Source organism: Saccharopolyspora pogona (assembly GCF_014697215.1).
GTDB classification, from domain to species: Bacteria; Actinomycetota; Actinomycetes; order Mycobacteriales; family Pseudonocardiaceae; genus Saccharopolyspora; species Saccharopolyspora hattusasensis.
In genome coordinates this window covers 5,959,755-5,979,190 of the sequence record NZ_CP031142.1, presented here as the reverse complement: position 1 = coordinate 5,979,190, position 19,436 = coordinate 5,959,755, and the positions used below count along the sequence as shown (strand labels likewise).

Genomic DNA, 19,436 nt, shown 5'->3' with positions numbered 1-19,436 from the left:
GCACCGGGGCTCGGTGCCCGCTAGCGCGGGGCGCCGTCGTTGCGGCTGCGCCGCAACTCCAGACGGCGCCAGCTCCGCCGCGGGCCGTCCGGGTGGCTGTGCCGCCGCGGCAGGCGCACCCGCCGCGCGGCTCCCGCTACGCGTCGCCGCAGCGGCGGCCGCAGGCCGAGCCTCCGCTGGGTGCGGCGCCGGATCGCGCGCCGCTCCCGCGGCGGCGCGCTCCAGGCCTCCGGGTGCTTGGCCAGCCAGTTGTGCCGGTAGACCGCGTAGGGCACGTGCAGCAGGTAGAGCACCATGGCGATGGCCAGCGAGATCAGCGGGAACATGATGATCGCCGCCGCCAGCAGCGCCACCAGCACCAGCAGCGGCGCGGCGGCCCGCGGCGGCACCTTGACGGTCTTCAGCGACAGCGTTGGAACGCGGCTGACCATCAGCGCCGCGATCAGCACCATCCAGACCATCACCACGTTCTGGCTCGCCCACCAACCCGGGTAGCCGAAGTGCGCGGTCAGGACGAGTGGCAGCAGCCCGAGCAGCCCGGCGGCCGGGGCGGGCACCCCGACGAAGAACTCTTTGGTGTAAGGGGGCTGGTCGGTGTCGTCGAGCAGGGTGTTGAACCGCGCCAGGCGAAGCACCATGCACACCGCGAAGATCAGCGCGACGATCCAGCCGGCCCGGTTGTCCTGCAGCTGCCATGCGTACAGCGTCAACGCCGGGGCGACTCCGAACGACATCGCGTCGGACAGCGAGTCGAGTTCGGCGCCCATCTTGGAGGTGGCGTCGAGCAGCCGGGCGATCCGCCCGTCCAGGCCGTCGAGCACGGCCGCGACCGCGACGGCCGCGATCGCGCCGGTGAGCTGGCCGTTGAGCGCGAACTGGACCGCGGACAGCCCGGCGCACATCGCCAGCACGGTGATCGCGTTGGGCAGCAACCGGACGCCGGGCGCGGTGTGCATGCTCATGAGGCGCGCTTCCCCCGCGGTAGCTCGACGAGGGCGGTTTCCCCGCCGATGGTGCGCTGACCGGGCTCGACCAGGATCCGGCTGCCGGTGGGCACGTAGAGGTCCACCCGGGAGCCGAAGCGGATCAGGCCGTAGGTGCTGCCGGCCTGGAGCACGTCGCCTTCGGAGACAGAGCAGACGATGCGCCGGGCGACGAGGCCGGCGATCTGCACCACCGCGACCTGGGTGCCGTCGTCGGCGCGGATGACCATCGAGTTGCGCTCGTTGTCCTCGCTGGCCTTGTCCAGGTCGGCGGAGAGGAACTTGCCGGGCCGGTAGGCGATGGTCTCGATCTTGCCGCTCAGCGGGATCCGCTGGACGTGCACGTCGAAGATCGTGAGGAAGGCGCTGATGCGAGTCATCGGCTCGTCGCCGAGGCCGAGCTCGGCTGGGGGCACCGCGGGCTCGATGTGCGAGATCGTGCCGTCGGCGGGGGCGACGGCGAGCCCCTCGCGGCTGGGCGTGGTGCGGGCGGGCTCGCGGAAGAACCACGCGCACCACGCGGTGACGATACCGCCGAGCACGCCCGCCGGGCGCCACAGGCGGCGCAGCAGGAGTGTCGCGATGGCGGCGCCGAGCACGAACGGGCGGCCTGCCGGGTGCATCGGCGGGATGGTGTCGCGGGCCAGCGCGGCGAGGTGCGCCACCAGGTTCTTCTTCGGTTCTTTCGCGGTGCTCATCGAGGTGCTACGCCCCTGCGTCGGCGGTCATGGTGCGGCGGTTCGGTCGGGTGTCCCCGAGCGAACGGGGTGTCGACCGGTGCCGTCGTCGGTACAGCATCGCGGACGCCTCGGGTCAACCGACGCCAGGGGGCGTAGTTGATCAAGAACTGTCTTGCTGACCTGCGTTTATTCGGTCCGGGGATGCTACCGTCAAGACCACTCCCATGTCACCCGCTCGGGTGAGTAGGGCGTTGGCGGACCGCGAACGTCGCGCAACCGGCGAGAAGGCCGTCCGACGTCTCCCCGTAGACGTCGAACGGCCTCCCCGGTGCGGGTCCGTGCACCCCCCGACGGCGCACGGTCCTCGGCGTGTCCGCCCCACCGGCAAGCAGCAGTGGGTTCATGCGGACGTCTTGGAGATGTATTTGATCGACGGTTCGTGACGCAGTTTCCAGTGTAATTGAGTTCACAAAAAGTCCGTAGCCGCTTTTGGAGGACCTGAGCGGGCCGTTACATGACGGGGAGTTATCGAGGTTCGGACAATTTTCACTCGTCCGCGTAGGCCGGTTCGTCGAGGTTCATCCGCGCCCCCATCAACTCACCGAGGCCCCGGTACGGGTCGCCGTGCTCCACGCCGTCGGCGGTGCTACGCAGCGCAAGCTCGGACATGCCGTCCTCGCCGCCGCGCACGCCGACGTCGTCCAGCTCGGACACCGCGTACTCGTCGAGGTACAGCTCCAACGACAGGGACCAGCCGCCGCGGTCCTGGTCCAGCCGGGCGCTGGCCACGTCCCGGCTGTCCACCCACTGCGCGCCGGGCTGCTCCCGGAGCTCGCCGACCGGCGTCGCGGCCAGCTCGGCGAGCTGCGCCTGCTCGGCCTTGCGGAACCGGGCGAGGGTGCCCGCCAGCAGGCGCTTCGTGGTGCTGGCCGAACTGGGCAGCAGCACCAGGCCCCGGTCGGTCACCAGCAGGTCGTAGTTGCCGTCGGCGCACTGCACCGGGCTGACGATCCCGGCCAGCGCCGGCTCGGGCTCGGCGGCGGGTCGGCGCGCGTGGGTCAGCGGCACCTTGAGGTCGACCAGCGCACGGTGCAGCCCCGGGATCAGCCGGGGGTCGGAGACCGCCGGGCGGACCAGCCGATCGGGGTCCAGCGGCTGTCCGTTGGCCAGCCGCACCGTCGACGGGCCGCCCCAGTCCAGTTCGTGGTGCGCCCGCCGGGCGCAGATCAGCGCGTCCACAACGGCGCAGCCGAGCAGTTCGGTCAGCGTGTCGACCGCCGCCTCGTCGATGCGTTCCGGGCACAGGCCCGGGTTGAGCACCGGGTTGACCAGGTCGTGGCCCTGGCCGCGGTGTATGGCGGGCAGGATGCCGACGATCGTCGGCTCCACCGGCAGGCCGCTCTGCGCCGCGGCGGAGCTCAGCAGCGCGGCCCGCTCGGCGACGTGCGCGGCGCCGGCCAGCCGAGCCAGCTCCGGCCACGCGAGCCGCCGCTTGAGGCCTTCGATCATCAGGCGGTCTTCGAGCTCGGGCACGCTCTTGCGCGGGTTGCGCAGCATGGCGAACGCGGGCCGGTCGTCGAGCTCCTTGTTGCCCACCTTGATCCGCTTCATCGCCTCGATGCGCTTGCGCGCGGGCGGGCGCGTGCGGCTGCCGTCGGCCTCCTCGGCGATGGTCTGCTTGACGCGCTCGGCGAGCTGCGGCTTGCGCACCGGGTGCTCCATGAAAGACCGGAAGCCCAGCAGCACGTCCGGCGCGTGGCCGACCGACTTGGCCATGCTGAGGTAGTCGTCGGCGTACTCCTGCCAGCCGATCTCGATGGCGATCGCCTTGCGCAGCGCGGTGACGGCTGTGCGGGTACCGGCTTCCCGGACGGCGATGGCGCCGGCGGCCAGCTCCAGCTCGTGGCCGGTGGTGGCGGCGATCGCGGTGAACAGCCGGGCGTAGCCGGTGAACAGCCACTTGACGGGGCCGCCGGTGAGGCGCGCGACGGTGCGTTCGACGCTCGCCGACGCGCGGTAGGCCGTCACGGTCAGCCGGTTGCGGCCGGTCAACCGGCCGAGCTCGTGCGCCACCACGGCCCGCAGCTCGCTGGCGTTGAGCGCGGCAAGCAGCGGCAGCCCGAGCTCCAGGTACCGGGTGCGGGTGCGCAGGCCGAGCAGCGCGGTGTCCTCGAGGATGGTCGCGTTCGGCTCGGAGGTGATGCGGATTTCGTCGGGCACCGGAGCGTCGGCGTCGGCGGCGATCGACTCCGCCATCCGCCACAGCTGCGGCTGCTCGGTCCGGGCCAGCTGGACGCCGCGCGGCCGCACCCGGTTGCGCAGCACGGCGCGCAGGCCGATCGCGCAGATCGCGCCGACCGCGACCGCCGCGAGCGCGGCCTTCGCCCCGCCGCCCTGGTCGTATCGGAAGGTGAGCGCCGCGATCGCGAGCAGCCCAAGGACCAGCGCGATCGGCGCGAGGAAGAAGCCAATGTGCAACGCCAGCGCCAGGGCGGCGCGCCAGGGGCCACGCACGGTGCAGAACTCCGGAGGGGTGGGTGGGGATGGTGGTGCAGTCTCGGGGAAGCACGGCGATTCGTCAACAAGGTGATCTTCGGGCTCGGCCGCGTTCCCGCTCAATCCAGCAGCATCACGTCTACTGCGGACTCCGCGGCGAGTTCGGTCACGTCCTCGGGGATCTCCAGCAGGCAGTTCGCCTTGGCCAGGCCCGCCAGCAGGTGCGAGCCGGGCGCGCCCTGCAGCGTGACGGTGCCGGTGGCCGGGTCGAACCGGCCCCTGAGGTACTGCCGCTTGCCGGCCGGCGCGGACAGCGGCTCGACGAGCGTCGCCTGCCGCACCGGGCGGCGGGTGGCGTGGTGCCCGGCCGCGGCGCGCAGCGCGGGCCGCACGAAGACCTCGAACGAAACCATCGCGCTGACCGGGTTGCCCGGCAGCGTCACCACGGCCTCGCCGTCGCGGTAGCGGCCGCAGCCCTGCGGCATCCCGGGCTGCATCGCGACCTTGGTGAACTCGACACCGGTGCCGGTGAGCGCGTCCTTGACGACCTCGTAGGCCCCGGCGCTGACGCCGCCGGAGGTGATCAGCAGATCAGTGGTGGCCAGGTGCGGGGCGAGCGCGGCGTGGAAGGCGTCGACGTCGTCCGGCACGAACCGCAGCAGCGTCGCCTCGCCGCCCGCTTCGCGCACCGCGGAGGCGAGCATCAAGCCGTTGGACTCGTAGATCTGCCCCGGCTGCAGCTCGGTCCCCGGGGCGACCAGCTCCGAACCGGTGGACAGCACCAGCACCCGGACCGGCCGGTGCACGGGCAGCTCCGAAACCCCGACGGCGGCCGCGACGCCCAGCTGCGCGGGCGCCAGCGTCGTGCCTGCCGTGAGCACCGTTGCGCCGGCCGAGACGTCCTCGCCCGCGCGCCGCACGTGCGCCCCCGGCTGCACCGAGACGAACGCCTGCATCTGCTCGATTCCGCCATCGGTGCGTTCTACCGGGATCACCGCGTCCGCGCCCGGCGGCATCTGGGCGCCGGTCATGATCCGGTGCGCGGTGCCGGGCTGCAGCGGCGGCGCGTCGACCCGGCCCGCCGGGATGTCCTCGTGGACCGGCAGCCGCACCGGCTGCTCCGGGGTCGCACCGGCCAGGTCGACGGAGCGGACGGCGTAGCCGTCCATAGCGGAGTTGTCGAACGGCGGCAGCGAGATCGGCGCGGCCAGGTCCGCGGCCAGGGCCAGGCCCAGGCAGTCCGCCAGCGGTTTCGCTGCCACCGGGGTCGGGGCGAGCAGGGCGGCGATCTTCGACTGGTGGTCGGCGACCGAGGTCAGGGCGGGGGTTCCGGTTCCGTGCGACACGCCCAGATCATCGGTCATCGACACCCCTACTGTCCCTACCGGCGTGCGAATCGTCGCAATGATCGTGCGTGGCAGACTCTCGGGGAGAGCGTGGGTCGTTCTGCGTAGGTGGTCCCGCAGCGGAACTTCAGACGCCTTCTCGGCTCCGGGATCCCCGACTCATCTCCGGTGCGCCACGTCGGGGCTGACCTCGCGAGAAGACGTCTGGGTGCCCGCGGGTGGTCACCTCGCTCGCGTGGTGGAAAGCGGCTGGCATCGCTTGCCCGATGGTGGGTGCGGCCAGCCCGAGCCGGCGCGCTTCCGGTCCGTGCGATGCCAGAGATAGGAGGTTCCGGTGCAGGTTCGCACCCGTCACACGCCGTCGTTCGGGGTGGCTCGGCTGATGCTCGCCCCGGGCGAGCCGGTGCGGGTCGAATCCGGCGCGATGCTCGCCACCAGCTACGGCATGACCGTCGAGGCGCGCGCCCAGGGCGGCTTCCTCAAGTCGCTGGCCCGCGCGGCGCTCGGCGGCGAGTCGTTCTTCGTGTCGACCTACACGGCCCCGCAGCAGGGCGGCTGGGTGGACGTGGCGCCGAACCTGCCCGGCGACCTGAACCTTCTGGAGCTCGACGGCCGGGTCGGCTGGTGCGTGACCAAGGGCTGCTGGCTCGCCTCCGCGAGCACCGTGCAGCTGGAAACGCAGTGGGGCGGCTTCCAGAACCTCTTCGGTGGCGAGGGCGGCTTCATGACGCACGTCGTCGGCCAGGGCCCGGTGGTGGTGTCCTGCTACGGCGCGCTGGACGTGGTGACATTGCAGCCAGGCGAGTACGTCACGATCGACACCGGTCACGTGGTGGCCTACGCCGATACGGTGCAGAGCCGGTTGCGGCAGATGAACCAGGGCGTGGTGCAGTCGCTCAAGAGCGGTGAAGGTCTGGTGTTCGATTTCGCGGGTCCCGGCCGGGTGTTGACCCAAACTCGCAATCCCCGAGGACTCGTCACCTGGTTGCAGGCGAATGGACTAGGCGCTCGTTCCTGAATTTCGCCGAGAGCGCAAATGGGCTCGTTCATTCGGACGAATTCGCGAGGTCGCTTCGACTCCGATAACTGAACGTGGCCGCCGTGACACCCGTTTGGCCCAGTGTTTAACGGAAAAGTCGCATTGTCGAACCCGCGACGAGGCCCCATTTCTCGGGTAGCGTGGCCGTTGCTCCAGCGACGCTTTCCGCGTCGTGCATCACATTTTATGAGGAGGACGCCGTGGCGGTCGGCACGGTCAAATGGTTCAACTCGGAGAAGGGCTACGGATTCATCGCAACGGACGGTGGATCTGATGTGTTCGTCCATTACTCCGCGATCAACATGTCTGGTTTCCGAACCCTTTCCGAAGGGGATCGGGTGGAATTCGAAGTGAAAGCGGGACGTGACGGCCGCACCCAAGCAGACGGAGTCCGCAAGGTCTAGGAAGTGGGGCTCGGCCCGCGCGGCGTGCGAGCCGAGCCCGCACCGCGATCGGCTGCCGCCGCTTCGCGAAAGAACGTCATGCGCACGGCCCGGTTCCTCTGGGTGGGGGGCCGGGCCGCGGCGCGTTCGGCTGGTCCGGGATCGAACTAGTCACGGTGTGGGCGAACCCGAGACTGTGTTGCCGAACCGAAAGACGGGCGTGATCTCGAAACGTTAGGCTGCTTCGCGTGTCGGAAGACCTCACCGGGCGGCGCCTCGGCCACTACAAGATCGACGGAGTGCTCGGCCGCGGCGGGATGAGCGTGATGTACCGCGCCACCGATACCCGTCTGGGCCGCAAGGTCGCGCTCAAGGTCATGGGCGAGCACATCACCGGTGACGCGGAGTTCCGCGAGCGGTTCGTCGACGAGGCGCGCAACACTTCCGCCATCGACCACGCGAACATCGTGCCGCTGTACGACTTCGGCGAGGTCAACGGCATGCTCTACATCGCGATGCGGCTGGTCGACGGGTCCGACCTGGCCAGCCTGATCAAGGACGGGCCGATCTCGCCCAAGCGCGCCTTGGAACTGCTCTCCCAGGTCGCCGAGGCGCTGGACATGCTGCACGAGCGCGGCCTGGTGCACCTCGACCTGAAGCCGGCCAACGTGCTGGTGACCTCGCGCGAATCCGTCCACGAGCACGTCTACCTGGCCGACTTCGGGCTCACCCGGCGCGGCGCGACCGGGCACCGCACCGCCAGCGGCGACTTCCTGGGCTCGCCGACCTACGCGGCCCCCGAGCACCTGCGCGGCGAGCCGGTGGACGGCCGCACCGACCAGTACGCGCTGAGCTGCATGCTGTTCGCCTGCCTGACGGGGCGGTCGCCGTTCCGGGGGCAGGTGCAGGAGGTCATCCAGGGGCACCTGGGCGCCGAGCCGCCGCCCGCGACCGCGCTGGTGGTGCTGCCCGGCAGCATCGACGAGGTGCTGCGCCGCGGCATGTCGAAGAGCCCCGACCAGCGCTTCGGCAACTGCAAGGAGCTGGTCGCGGCGGCCCGCGCCGCGCTCGGTCCGGCGGCCGGGGACGCGCCGCCACCGTCTCGCCAGGCGGCTCCGGTGGCTCCGGTGGCTCCGATGTCCGGCCCGCAGCCGGTCCAGTACGGCCCGCCCGCGCCTCCCGGCCCGCCGCACGGCTACCCGCAGTACCAGCCGCCGCCGCGCCCGCTGCCGCCGCCGGGCAACGACCCGGTTCGGCTGCGCCCGCCGATCCCGGCCGGTTCGGCGGCGTTCGCGACCAAGTCGGGCGGTTCGGCGAAGTGGATCGTGCCGGTGCTCGCCGGTGTCGCGCTGGTGGTCATCGTGGTCATCTTCGTTGTGATGGCCAACTCCATCGGCGGTTCCGGCGGCAGCGGCACGGACTCGACGACGTCGGAAACCTCCTCTTACAACAACAACCACCTGCCGACTTCGGTCCCGACCCGCTGACGGTCGCGCTCCGCCGCCCGGGTACGTCGCTTGCACTCGACCGGTGAGAGTGCTAAACACGGTATTGGCACTCAGCAAGGTTGAGTGCCAGGTCGGGACGGTGAGGCCGTCTCCGGCGGTGCCACCCGACGGCGCCGCCGCACGGTCGTCCGTCGCGGGCACCGAGCCTGGCCGAGCACGAGTCCTGCCGTGGGGTGCGCAAACCCACCACCGCGGCGTCCAGACAGGTGGAGGACCACACCGCAATGGCCAAGATGATCGCGTTCAACGAGGACGCCCGCCGCGGTCTAGAGCGCGGCATGAACACCCTTGCTGACGCCGTCAAGGTGACGCTCGGGCCGAAGGGCCGCAACGTCGTGCTCGAGAAGAAGTGGGGCGCGCCGACCATCACCAACGACGGTGTCTCTATCGCCAAGGAGATCGAGCTCGAGGACCCGTGGGAGAAGATCGGGGCCGAGCTGGTCAAGGAGGTCGCGAAGAAGACCGACGACGTCGCAGGTGACGGCACCACCACCGCCACCGTGCTGGCCCAGGCGCTGGTGCGCGAGGGTCTGCGCAACGTCGCGGCCGGCGCCAACCCGATCGCCCTGAAGCGGGGCATCGAGAAGGCCACCGAGGCGATCGCCGAGCAGCTGCTCAAGAACGCCAAGGAGATCGAGACCAAGGATCAGATCGCCGCCACCGCCGCGATCTCGGCCGGCGACCGTCAGATCGGCGAGCTGATCGCCGAGGCGATGGACAAGGTCGGCAAGGAAGGCGTCATCACCGTCGAGGAGAGCAACACCTTCGGCCTGGAGCTGGAGCTCACCGAGGGCATGCGCTTCGACAAGGGCTACATCTCGCCCTATTTCGTCACCGACTCGGAGCGGATGGAGGCGGTCCTGGAGGACCCGTACATCCTGCTGCTGAGCTCCAAGGTCTCCAACGTCAAGGACATGCTCCCGCTGCTGGAGAAGGTCATGCAGGCGAACAAGCCGCTGCTGATCATCTCCGAAGACGTCGAGGGCGAGGCGCTGGCCACCCTGGTCGTCAACAAGATCCGCGGCACCTTCAAGTCGGTCGCCGTCAAGGCCCCCGGCTTCGGTGACCGCCGCAAGGCGATGCTGCAGGACATGGCGATCCTGACCGGTGGCCAGGTCATCAGCGAAGAGGTCGGCCTCAAGCTGGAGAACGCGGACCTGAACCTGCTGGGCCGCGCCCGCAAGATCGTTGTCACCAAGGACGAGACCACCATCGTCGAGGGTGCCGGCGACGACGAGCAGATCGCCGGTCGGGTCAACGAGATCCGCGCCGAGATCGAGCGCTCGGACTCCGACTACGACCGCGAGAAGCTGCAGGAGCGGCTGGCCAAGCTGGCCGGCGGCGTGGCCGTCATCAAGGCCGGTGCGGCGACCGAGGTCGAGCTCAAGGAGCGCAAGCACCGCATCGAGGACGCGGTCCGCAACGCCAAGGCCGCGGTCGAGGAGGGCATCGTCGCCGGTGGCGGCGTCGCGCTGCTGCAGGCCGCGCAGGCTGCCTTCGACGGCCTCAACCTGACCGGTGACGAGGCGACCGGCGCCAACAGCGTGAAGATCGCCGTCGAGGCTCCGCTGAAGCAGATCGCCATCAACGCCGGCCTCGAGGGCGGCGTCGTCGCGGAGAAGGTCAAGGGCCTCACCTCCGGCCACGGCCTCAACGCCGCGACCGGCGAGTACGAGGACCTGGTCCAGGCCGGCGTCCTCGACCCGGCCAAGGTCACCCGCTCGGCGCTGCAGAACGCCGCTTCCATCGCCGCGCTGTTCCTGACCACCGAAGCCGTGGTCGCGGACAAGCCGGAGAAGGAGAAGGCCGGCGCTCCGGACCCGACCGGTGGCATGGGCGGCATGGACTTCTGATCCACGCTGCTGCCGCGTTTTCGAAGGGCCGTCCCCGTTCGGGGGCGGCCCTTCGGTCGTTCGGGGCTGTTTCCAGGCTCGTCCTGCGAGGCGGAACCTCACACGCCGTCCGGTCTCCGTCCCACGCAATTTCCATTGAAATCGGACCTTCGATTTCAATGGAAATTGCGACCCCCTCGCCGAGAGCCGACGGACTGTCCTTGGGGTCGCGATTAACGGACTCATGGGTCTTGACCAGCGAAAACAAGTGTACGTCGACAGTCTTCCAGCGTCCGGTTACGGTGCCGGTGTGGGTGCTTTGCTGGAAGTGATCGTGCTCGACGCCGCCGAAGCTGAGGCCGCTCAGCAGGGTGGCGCCGACCGGCTGGAGCTGGTGCGGGAGCTGCTCGCCGACGGCCTCACACCGGATCCGGCCACCGTCCGCAGCGTGCTCGCGGCGACGGATCTGCCGGTTCGGGTCATGGTGCGCGATCAGCCCGACTTCGCCGCGGACATCGACGCCTTGCGGCGGCGGGTCGGAGAGCTGCGCGCGGCCGGGGCGCAGGAGTTCGTGCTCGGGTTCCTCGACGACTACGACCAGGTCGACGTCGGCGCGACCCGCGATGTCGTCGCAGAGCTCGCCGGCTGCCCGTGGACCTTCCACCGTGCGGTCGACCACTCCGCCCAGTACCGGCTCGCCTGGGACCACGCGGTGTCGCTCGGCCCGGACACCGTGCTCACCGCCGGCTCCCCCGGCGGGGTCGACGAGGGCCTTGCCGACCTGCGCGAACTCGCCGCGCGGCAGGACATCGACGGCGTGACACTGCTCGTCGGCGGCGGCCTGCGACAGGAGCACGTCGCCGACCTGCGGGCCGCCGGGGCGCGCGCCTTCCACATCGGCACCGGTGCCCGCGCCGACGGGTCGGTGCGGGCGGATCGGGTGCGGAGCTGGCGAGACCTCACCGCCTGAGCGTCGCGGCCATCGCGATCAGCCAGATGAAACCGGGGAACCGGGTCAGCGGGATCAGGTAGGAGAAGGCCGGGACGATCAGCGTCAGCGTGGACAGCATGCCGGCGGCGGCGACGGCCAGGCCGAGCCAGCCAACCCAGCGCGGCCCGCGCCGCATGATGAGCACCGGCACCGAGAGCCCGGCCGCCAGCAGGCCGAAGGATGCCGCGTAGGCCGGCCCGCCGAGGCCGAAGGACACCTGGTGGGCCAGGTGCATCGCGTCGGGACTGCTCAGCACGACCGGCCGGGAGACGGCCCACTGGAACAGCCCGCTGAGGATCGTGAATCCGGCGCTGAGCACGCCGCCCACCAGCGCGATGTAGGTGCCGGGCACGGACGCGCCGGTGGCGCGCAGGCGGTGCACCGCAGTCGCGGTGAACACCAGCAGCGGGAAGGCCGAGGCGAGCTGGAAGAACCCGGCGACCGCCGCCGCCCCGCCGTGCGCCGTCAGGTAGCGCTCGACGATCTCTGGCGCGTCGAAGGGGCTCGGGTAGGTCGCGCCGCCCGCCATCGCGGTCGAGATGACCAGTCCGGCCAGGAACAGCGCGACGAAGACGATGCCGACGATCAGCAGCGGCGGGCCGACCTGCCGGGATGGGGCCTGTTGGGTGTTCATGGCGATCTCCGCCTTCATGTATTGTTCGTTTACGAAATCATTTCTATCACGAATGATTTCGGAGTGTCTAGCTTTGGGTGCGTCGGCGGGCGTAATCGGCGTGTGATGTCCTGGGGGGCCGGTGGGAGTCCAGGTTGAGGTAGGGGACATGCTCGGTCGAAAGGTCCGGTGGTCGGCGCTGGTCGTGGCGCTCACGAGTGCGGCGCTGGCGGGTTGCACGAACACTGCGCCGCAGGCGCCGCCGCCGACCGCGCCGCCGCCGACCGCGCCACCGCCGCAGTCGCTACCCGCGACCGGCCTGCCGCAGGTCACGCCGCAGCCGCAGGAGATGAAGCGGCTCGGCGACGACATCCCGGTGCGGGGCAGGGTCGAAGTGGTCGTCGATCCGCTCGTCGACCAGCCCACCCGCGACCTCGCGGTCCAGGTGCTGACGCTCGCCGGGGCGAGCGGGGTGACGGTGCGCGAGCCCGGCGCGCCCGCCGACGACAGCGTCCTGAGCATCCGCATCGGCGACCGGAACTCGCCGTCGGTGGTGAAGGGCCTGCAAGAGCTGGGCTACGCCGCACCCGCGCCGCTGCCGCCGGAGGGCTACGTGCTGGCCGGGCGAGGCGGCAACCGCCCGATCCTGTTCATCGGCGCATCCGACGCGGCCGGCGCGTACTACGGCGTGCAGACGCTGCGCCAGATCGCCTCGCCGGGCCGGATCTCCGGGGTCGGCATCGTGGACCACCCGTCGATGCCGCTGCGCGGCGCCGTCGAAGGCTTCTACGGTCCACCTTGGACGCACGCCGAGCGCATGGACCAGTTGGCCTTCTACGGCGACGTCAAGATGAACACCTACATCTACGCGCCCAAGGACGACCCGTACCACCGGGAGAAGTGGCGCGAGCCGTACCCGGCGGACGAGCTCGCCCAGGTGCAGGAGCTGATCCGGCAGGCCCAGGCGCACCACGTGAAGTTCACCTTCGCCCTCTCGCCGGGCACCTCCATCTGCTACAGCGACGACGCGGACTTCCGCGCGCTGCTGGCGAAGCTGCAAGCGGTGTACGACGAGGGCGTCCGCGACTTCTCCGTGCCGCTGGACGATATCTCCTACACCCGCTGGAACTGCCCGGGCGACCAGGCGAAGTACGGCCAGCCGTCCGAGGGCGCGGCCGGGAAGGCGCAGGTGGAGCTGCTCAACCGCGTGCAGCGCGAGTTCGTCGACGCGCATCCCGGTGTGGCGCCGCTGCAGTTCGTGCCGACCGAGTACTCCGACGTGGAGGACTCGGCGTACAAGACCGCGATCCGCTCGGCGCTCGACCCGCGGGTGGTGGTGATGTGGACCGGCGACGGCGTGATCCCGCGTCAGATCACCGTTTCCGATGCGCAGCAGGCCGAGAAGGTCTGGGGGCGCAAGCTCTTCCTGTGGGACAACTACCCGGTCAACGACTTCGACGGCTCCGTCGGGCGGGTGCTGCTCGGCCCGTACGACAAGCGGGAGCGGGGGTTGAGCGGGCAGCTCGTCGGCGACGTGTCCAACCCGATGAACCTGGCGGCGGCGAGCAAGGTCGTGGAGCTCGGCGCGGCCGATTTCGCTTGGAACGACGCGGCCTTCGACCCGCAGCGGGCCTGGCGGGCGGCGGCCGAGTACCTGGCGGGGAAGCGGGTGGCCGGGCAGCCCGGGCTGGTCGCCGACCCGGCGACCGTTGATGCGCTGATGGTGTTCTTCGACCTGGAGCACATGGCGCCGCTGCCCAGCGGCCGGCCGTGGCTGCCGCAGGCGCCGGAGTTGGCGCGGGGGATCGAGGAGTTCCGCGCCGACTGGGAGCGCGGCGATCGCGCGGGCGCGGTGCGGGAGCTGCGCGGCTACGCGCAGGCGATCGCGGACGCCCCGGAGCAGATCGGCAAGGGCGCGCCGGCGGACTTCGCCGGCGACGTGAAGCAATGGCTGACGGCCACCGAACTCTGGGGCGACGCGCTGGTTGCCACGATGGACGGCCTGCAGGCGCGGGCGGACGGCGACGAGGGGCGCACCTTCGAGCACTTCGCCGCGGCGCGGCAGTTCGCGGATCGGGCCAAGCAGATCCGCACCCCGCCCGGCGAGGTCCGCCCCCAGGGGCAGGTCCTGGTCGGCGACGGCGTCCTGGACAAGTTCGTCGAACAGGCGCCCGGCATCCGGTGACGTCGCGCAGTTTCAGTTTCAATTGAGACTGCTGGTCGGGATGCCGGTCATTCCTGGGGACGAGCACCCAGCAGACCAGGTAGATCACGATCCCGGCGCCGAAGCCGAGCAGCGTGGCGGCGACCAGCAGGACGCGGAGGAGCACGGCGTCGACGCGGAGGTCCTTGGCGATGCCGCTGCAGACGCCGGCGATCATGGCGTCGTCCCGGCTCCGCCGGAACTTCCACGTCGGCCGCTCGGCGGTTCTGTCGTCGGTGGGCTGGCTGCTGCTGATGGAGGAGATGTTCTCGGTCATGCCTCAAGCCTGCGCTGCGGGGGCGCGGAAAGCCTCGGGTACAACCCCGACCCGACCCGGATTCGCCGGTGGCCGACCCCTGAGGCCGCCGCGTCGCGCGGGTAGGTCCCGTGAGCGCTTTTCGGTGCTATAGCGCCCAAAACCGCGCACGGGTCTGGCGAGGACAGTCCCGTCGTGGCGTATTGGTCATGCGTGAGTCGAGGATCCTGGAGTCCAGGCGGCGTCCGAGATTCCGCCACTTGCGCCGCCATGCAAACGAGTCCTCGAACAAGTCAAGTAGCGGAGGGACGGTGGATGTCAAGGAGGTTGGAGCTCTCCCGCTCCCAGCGGTCGTACAGCGCGTCTCGGCCGTAGCGGGCCACCAGCTGCGCCTCGTCCCGGGTGATCGGGACCAGCGTGATCAGCTGGAGGACCGGTTCGCCGGCATCGCTGAGCAGGACGTCGAACGAGTCGTCGAGGTAGGGGTGGGGTGCGGCGAGCGCGCCGCAGATCTCCGTGTCCGGCAACAGGATCCGGTCGTTCATGATGAGCGCGCCGTAGCCGACCCGGCTGTTGCTCTCCACCAGCAGCTCGGCGATCACGCCGGTCAGGTGCCGCGCGTAGAGCTCCTGGCCCGCCTGCAACGTGCACACGAGCTCCTGCGGCAGCGGCGCGCCCGCGGTGCGGTCGCGCAGGCCGCTGGTCAGCACCGAAACGTGCGCGCCGTCCGGGTGGTCGCAGTAGACGAGGTGGTAGCCCCGATCGCGGCCGTTGGCGTCCCGGCTGTCGGCACCGCGGACCCGGCCGATGTGCGTCTCAACGTGCGCGGGGAACCCGCTGAACCGGCTCATGCACCAACCTCCGAAACCCCCGTGATCTTACGGAAACGAGCAAGCGTACCCACCACGACCAGCGGGCCGGTGCGCGCACGGTTCCGGTGGTTTTCCGCTCGGCGCGGTCGAGGCCGTCCTCGAGCACCGCATCGTGCAGCGGTCGCCAGAGGATCGGCCAGGTGATTCGCGCGGGGCCTCGGGCGTGCATGGACAGCAGGTGGTGCAGCGAGGTGCCGTCGGATTCGCGGTGCACGGTGAATTCGTGGATCCCATCGAAGCCGCGCGGTGCGGTGAAGCGGAACCGGATCCAGCGGCCGGGCACGTATGCGACGACCTGGTAGCGGACCGGGCCGTGACCGCCCGCGGCGCCCACGCCGAGCGGCCGGTCGAACCGCATCGCGGGGCCACTCGTCGTGCGGCCACAGTTCGTCGTGCGGGCTCGCCAGCGAGTCGATCAGCGCTCCGGCGGTGACCTCGTCGACCGGTAGCCGCCTACCGGCTCGCGGTGATCGACCTGCCCTACGCCGTGGTCCAGCGGTACCTGGTGCGCGGCGAGCCGATCCCCGCCTTGGAGGTTGGCACAGTGGGCGACGCGGTCCGGGACTTGCTTGCCGGATGATCGCCTTGGGGCCGGTTGTTCGCATACGCTCGGCGGCATGGCGGTGGATGACACGCTCGACATGAAATCCCCGGCCGAGGTCGCGACGGCGTTGGACGAGACCGGTTACCTGCCCGACGAAGGCATTGCGACGGCGGCCTTCCTAGCGATGCGGATGCGCCGCCCGCTGCTGTGCGAGGGCGAACCCGGCACCGGCAAGACGGCGCTGGCGCAGGCGCTGGCCACGGCGCTCGGGGTGGACCTGATCCGGTTGCAGTGCCACGAGGGCATCGACGCCGCGCAAGCGCTCTACGACTGGGACTTCCCGCGCCAACTGCTGCACCTGCGCACCCTGGAGGCGGCTTCCGCGGGCGAGATGGACGCCGACGCCGCGGAATCTTCGCTGTACACGCCGAGGTTCCTGCTGGCGCGGCCGCTGTTGCGCGCGTTGCAGGAGTCGCCCTGCGTGCTGCTGGTCGACGAGATCGACCGCGCCGACGACGAGTTCGAGGCGTTCCTGCTGGAGGTGCTGTCGGAATACGCGGTGACCATTCCGGAGTTCGGAGTGGTGCGGGCGCCGCAGCCACCGATCGTGATCCTGACGTCCAACCGGACCCGCGAAGTGCATGACGCGCTGAAGCGCCGCTGCCTCTACCACTGGCTGGAGCATCCGGACCTGGAGCGGGAGGTGGCGATCCTGCGACGCCGCCTGCCGGGTCTGGAAGCCCGGCTAGCGGAGCAGGTGGCCGCGGCGGTGCAGCGGATGCGGCAGATGGAGCTGCTGAAGCCGCCCGGGGTGGCGGAGGCGCTGGACTGGGCGCAGGCGCTGCGAGCGCTGGACCAGAACGAACTGGACACCGAGATCGCCGCGACCACGCTGGGCGCGGTGCTGAAGTACCGGGAGGACGTCGAAAGGGTCCGCGCCGCGGGCGTCGTGGCGCCCTGACCGTCCGCAATTTCCATTGAAATCGAACCTTCGATTTCAATGGAACTTGCGGACCATCGAAGCGGAACGTTCAGGAGGGGGCTGATGGAGCACACCGCGACCGGCCTGGTCGGGTTCGCCCGCGCCCTGCGGCACTCCGGGATGGCCTGCGGCCCCACCCGCGTCCAGGCCTTCCTCGCCGCCACCGAGCACGTCGGCCTCGACGACCGCTCCGCGGTCTACTGGGCCGGCCGCATCACGCTGTGCTCCGAACCGGACGACGTTCCGCGCTACGACGCCGCCTTCGGCTGCTGGTTCGGCGGCGCTGCGCTGCCCGCCGAGTCGCCGGGCCGTCCGCTGCCGCGTCCGGCGCGGATCGCTGCGCTCTCCGCGGCTGATGGCGGCGACCAGGACGGCGACGCGGACAAGCCGCTTGCCGCCGCCGCCAGCGAAGCCGAGGTGCTCCGCCGTCGCGACCTCGCGGAGCTCGGTGCGGCGGAGCGCGAGCACCTGCGGCGCATGCTCGCGGTGCTGCGCCCGGAGCCGCCGTTGCGCCCCGCATTGCGGCATCGCCGCAGCAAGCGCGGCCCGCTCAGCCCGCGCGCGACGCTCCGCGAGCTGCTGCGTTCCGGTGGCGAGCCGTTGCGGTTGCAGCGCCAGAAGCGTTCTCGGCGACCGCGCCGGGTGGTGCTGCTGATCGACGTCTCGGGGTCGATGAGCCCGTATGCGGATGCGCTGATGCGGTTCGCGCACGTCGTGGTTCGGCGTTCGCCCGCCAGCACCGAGGTTTTCACGTTGGGCACCCGGATGACGCGGGTGAGCCGGCAGCTCCGGCAGCGCGATCCGGAGGCCGCGCTGCTGGCGGCTTCCCGTGCCGTGCCGGACTTCTCCGGTGGCACCAGGCTCGGCGAGACGCTCCGGGTGTTCCTGGACCGGTGGGGGCAGCGGGGCATCGCGCGCGGTTCGGTCGTCGTGCTGTTCTCCGATGGCTGGGAGCGCGGCGACTCGGCCGAGCTGGGCGACCAGATGCGGCGGTTGCGGCGGTTGGCTCGGGCGGTGATCTGGGCGAACCCGCACGCCGGGCACGACGGTTACCAGCCGGTGCAGTCCGGGATTGTCGCGGCCATGCCGCACGTTGACCGGATGGTGGCGGGACACAGCCTGCGTTCGCTGGAGGACGTGTGGTCGTGGGTGCGCCGGTTGTCCCAGCCGGGGATGGCACCGGAGGAGCGAAGTGTCGGACTTGGGCAGAACTGACCGGGTAGTCGGGGCACGCATTCCGGCACGGCCCGGTGGGGCGAACGGACCGTTCGCCTCAATAGGCGAGGTAAACAGGCCGTTCGCCCCATCCCCCAAGCCCGGCGACGCGCCGGAGTTGCGGTCCGGCGGAAATGGCGCTGCGCCGGGAGGCGTTGAGGAAGCGGAGGTGCGCTGTGCGTGACGTGCTGGACGAGTTGACCAAGCGGTGGGAAGCGGGCGAGGCCGTCGGGCTGGGCACCGTGGTCGCGACGTTCCGGTCGGCGCCGCGGCCGCCCGGGGCGTCGATGCTGGTGACCAGCGGTGGCGAGGCCGTCGGCAGCGTCTCCGGCGGCTGCGTCGAGGGCGCGGTCTACGAGGAGGCCACCGGCGTGCTGGAAGGCGCCGATCCGGTCCTGCAGCGCTACGGAGTCAGCGACGACGACGCCTTCGCCGTGGGCCTGACCTGCGGCGGGATCCTCGACGTTTTCGTGGAGCGGGTGGACCGCGTGACCTTCCCGGAGCTCGATTCCGTCGCGGCTTCGGTACGGGCCGAGGAGCCGGTCGCGGTCACGACCGTCCTGGAGCACCCAGATGAGAGCAAGGTCGGGTCACACCTGCTGGTATGGCGCGAGCGCACCAGCGGCAGCCTCGGATCGGCGCGGATAGACGACGCGGTCGTCGACGATGCGCGCGGCATGCTGGCCAGCGGCCGCAGCGGCGTCATCGAGTACGGCCCGGAAGGGCAGCGCCGTGGTGAAGGGCTGCGGGTGTTCGTGAACTCCTTCGAGCCGCCGCCGCGGATGCTGGTGTTCGGCGCGATCGACTTCGCCTCCGCGATGGCCCGGATGGGCGCCTTCCTCGGCTACCGGGTCACGGTCTGCGATGCGCGGCCGGTGTTCGCCACGCACAGCCGGTTCCCCGGCGTGGACGACGTGGTCGTCGACTGGCCGCACCGCTACCTGGCCACCGAGGCGGAGGCCGGGCGCCTGGACGAGCGGACCGCAGTCATGGTGCTCACCCACGACCCGAAGTTCGACGTGCCGGTGCTGGAGGCTGCGCTGCGGCAGAACTTGGGCTACGTCGGGGCGATGGGTTCCCGCCGCACCCACGAGGACCGCCTGCGACGGCTGCGCGAGCAGGGCCTGACCGGGGACGAGCTCGCCAAGTTGTCCTCGCCGATCGGCCTGGACCTGGGCGCGCGGACCCCGGAGGAGACTGCAGTGTCCATCGCGGCCGAGCTGATCGCGCTGCGCTGGGGCGGCCGCGGCGTGCGGCTCTCCGATGTCGAGGGGCCCATCCACCACCATTCGTGAGCATTCGTCTTCGACGTCACGACACGCCGACGGCTGTGGACAACCTCGTACGGCTGTGGACAACTTCCGCAATTTCCATTGAACTCGGACCCGGCGATTTCCATGGAAATCGCGGACGGACCGAGCCGCCGGGCGAGGCAGTGGCCGCGGCACCCGCAGTGGCCGCGGTCGCGGCGTGCGACTCTCCGAAGTCGAGGG

16 protein-coding genes and 1 pseudogene are annotated in these 19,436 nt (G+C 70.8%); 9 read left to right on the top strand and 8 right to left on the bottom strand.

Features of this window, described 5'->3' with window-relative positions; all coding sequences use genetic code 11:
- Positions 1 to 20 precede the first annotated feature (20 nt).
- From pssA to moeA, 4 genes are all read right to left on the bottom strand, one after another.
- Positions 21 to 962 carry a CDP-diacylglycerol--serine O-phosphatidyltransferase gene (pssA, locus tag DL519_RS27705; RefSeq protein WP_190819103.1) on the bottom strand — a complete coding sequence of 314 codons (942 nt, stop codon included), beginning with the start codon at positions 960 to 962 and terminating at the stop codon, positions 21 to 23.
- Positions 959 to 1,681 (bottom strand): phosphatidylserine decarboxylase, encoded by a 723-nt coding sequence (locus DL519_RS27700; RefSeq protein WP_190819101.1) that lies wholly within the window; start codon positions 1,679 to 1,681, stop codon positions 959 to 961. The genes pssA and DL519_RS27700 overlap by 4 nt, the downstream gene beginning before the upstream one ends.
- A 528-nt stretch (positions 1,682 to 2,209) precedes the next feature.
- Positions 2,210 to 4,177, bottom strand: a complete 1,968-nt coding sequence (locus DL519_RS27695) for a M48 family metallopeptidase (protein WP_190819099.1) — start codon at positions 4,175 to 4,177, stop codon at positions 2,210 to 2,212.
- A gap of 101 nt (positions 4,178 to 4,278) precedes the next feature.
- Positions 4,279 to 5,523 (bottom strand): molybdopterin molybdotransferase MoeA, encoded by a 1,245-nt coding sequence (gene moeA / locus DL519_RS27690; protein WP_190819098.1) that lies wholly within the window; start codon positions 5,521 to 5,523, stop codon positions 4,279 to 4,281.
- Positions 5,524 to 5,839: 316 nt separating this feature from the next.
- Between moeA and DL519_RS27685 the strand changes: the two genes are divergently transcribed.
- The 5 genes from DL519_RS27685 to DL519_RS27665 all read left to right on the top strand — a co-directional run bounded on the left by DL519_RS27685 (position 5,840) and on the right by DL519_RS27665 (position 11,237).
- Entirely contained in the window at positions 5,840 to 6,523 is a 684-nt protein-coding gene (locus DL519_RS27685) for a TIGR00266 family protein (RefSeq protein ID WP_190819097.1), read from the top strand.
- Between the two features lie 221 nt (positions 6,524 to 6,744).
- Positions 6,745 to 6,948, top strand: coding sequence for a cold-shock protein (locus DL519_RS27680; protein ID WP_093268692.1), 204 nt, complete (start codon positions 6,745 to 6,747; stop codon positions 6,946 to 6,948).
- A gap of 227 nt (positions 6,949 to 7,175) precedes the next feature.
- Complete coding sequence (locus DL519_RS27675) at positions 7,176 to 8,414, top strand: serine/threonine-protein kinase (protein ID WP_190819096.1); 1,239 nt, start codon at positions 7,176 to 7,178, stop codon at positions 8,412 to 8,414.
- A 245-nt stretch (positions 8,415 to 8,659) separates the two neighbouring features.
- Entirely contained in the window at positions 8,660 to 10,288 is a 1,629-nt protein-coding gene (gene groL / locus DL519_RS27670) for a chaperonin GroEL (RefSeq protein WP_190819095.1), read from the top strand.
- A gap of 289 nt (positions 10,289 to 10,577) precedes the next feature.
- Positions 10,578 to 11,237, top strand: coding sequence for a copper homeostasis protein CutC (locus DL519_RS27665; protein WP_190819094.1), 660 nt, complete (start codon positions 10,578 to 10,580; stop codon positions 11,235 to 11,237).
- On the opposite strand, the gene DL519_RS27660 is transcribed toward DL519_RS27665, so the two are convergent.
- A complete protein-coding gene (locus tag DL519_RS27660; RefSeq protein WP_190819093.1) occupies positions 11,227 to 11,910 on the bottom strand; it encodes a hypothetical protein in 684 nt (227 codons plus the stop codon). The genes DL519_RS27665 and DL519_RS27660 overlap by 11 nt on opposite strands.
- A gap of 130 nt (positions 11,911 to 12,040) precedes the next feature.
- Between DL519_RS27660 and DL519_RS27655 the strand changes: the two genes are divergently transcribed.
- On the top strand, positions 12,041 to 14,056 hold the full coding sequence (locus DL519_RS27655) for a beta-N-acetylhexosaminidase family protein (RefSeq protein ID WP_190819091.1): 2,016 nt from the start codon (positions 12,041 to 12,043) through the stop codon (positions 14,054 to 14,056).
- A gap of 112 nt (positions 14,057 to 14,168) precedes the next feature.
- On the opposite strand, the pseudogene DL519_RS49020 reads toward DL519_RS27655, so the two are convergent.
- From DL519_RS49020 to DL519_RS27640, 3 genes and pseudogenes are all read right to left on the bottom strand, one after another.
- Positions 14,169 to 14,252: pseudogene (locus DL519_RS49020) on the bottom strand (PspC domain-containing protein); the annotation flags it as partial.
- A 371-nt stretch (positions 14,253 to 14,623) separates the two neighbouring features.
- Positions 14,624 to 15,181, bottom strand: a complete 558-nt coding sequence (locus DL519_RS27645; protein WP_190819089.1) for a suppressor of fused domain protein — start codon at positions 15,179 to 15,181, stop codon at positions 14,624 to 14,626.
- Positions 15,147 to 15,560, bottom strand: coding sequence for an SRPBCC family protein (locus tag DL519_RS27640; RefSeq protein ID WP_223839621.1), 414 nt, complete (start codon positions 15,558 to 15,560; stop codon positions 15,147 to 15,149). The genes DL519_RS27645 and DL519_RS27640 overlap by 35 nt, the downstream gene beginning before the upstream one ends.
- 259 nt (positions 15,561 to 15,819) lie before the next feature.
- Here DL519_RS27640 and DL519_RS27635 point away from each other — a divergent pair, with 259 nt between their 5' ends.
- From DL519_RS27635 to DL519_RS27625, 3 genes are all read left to right on the top strand, one after another.
- Positions 15,820 to 16,707 (top strand): AAA family ATPase, encoded by an 888-nt coding sequence (locus DL519_RS27635; protein ID WP_190819087.1) that lies wholly within the window; start codon positions 15,820 to 15,822, stop codon positions 16,705 to 16,707.
- An 84-nt stretch (positions 16,708 to 16,791) separates the two neighbouring features.
- Positions 16,792 to 17,943 (top strand): vWA domain-containing protein, encoded by a 1,152-nt coding sequence (locus DL519_RS27630; RefSeq protein WP_190819085.1) that lies wholly within the window; start codon positions 16,792 to 16,794, stop codon positions 17,941 to 17,943.
- 176 nt (positions 17,944 to 18,119) lie between these two features.
- The gene (locus tag DL519_RS27625) at positions 18,120 to 19,238 is read left to right on the top strand and encodes an XdhC family protein (RefSeq protein WP_190819083.1); all 1,119 of its coding nucleotides are present in this window, start codon (positions 18,120 to 18,122) and stop codon (positions 19,236 to 19,238) included.
- Positions 19,239 to 19,436 lie beyond the last annotated feature (198 nt).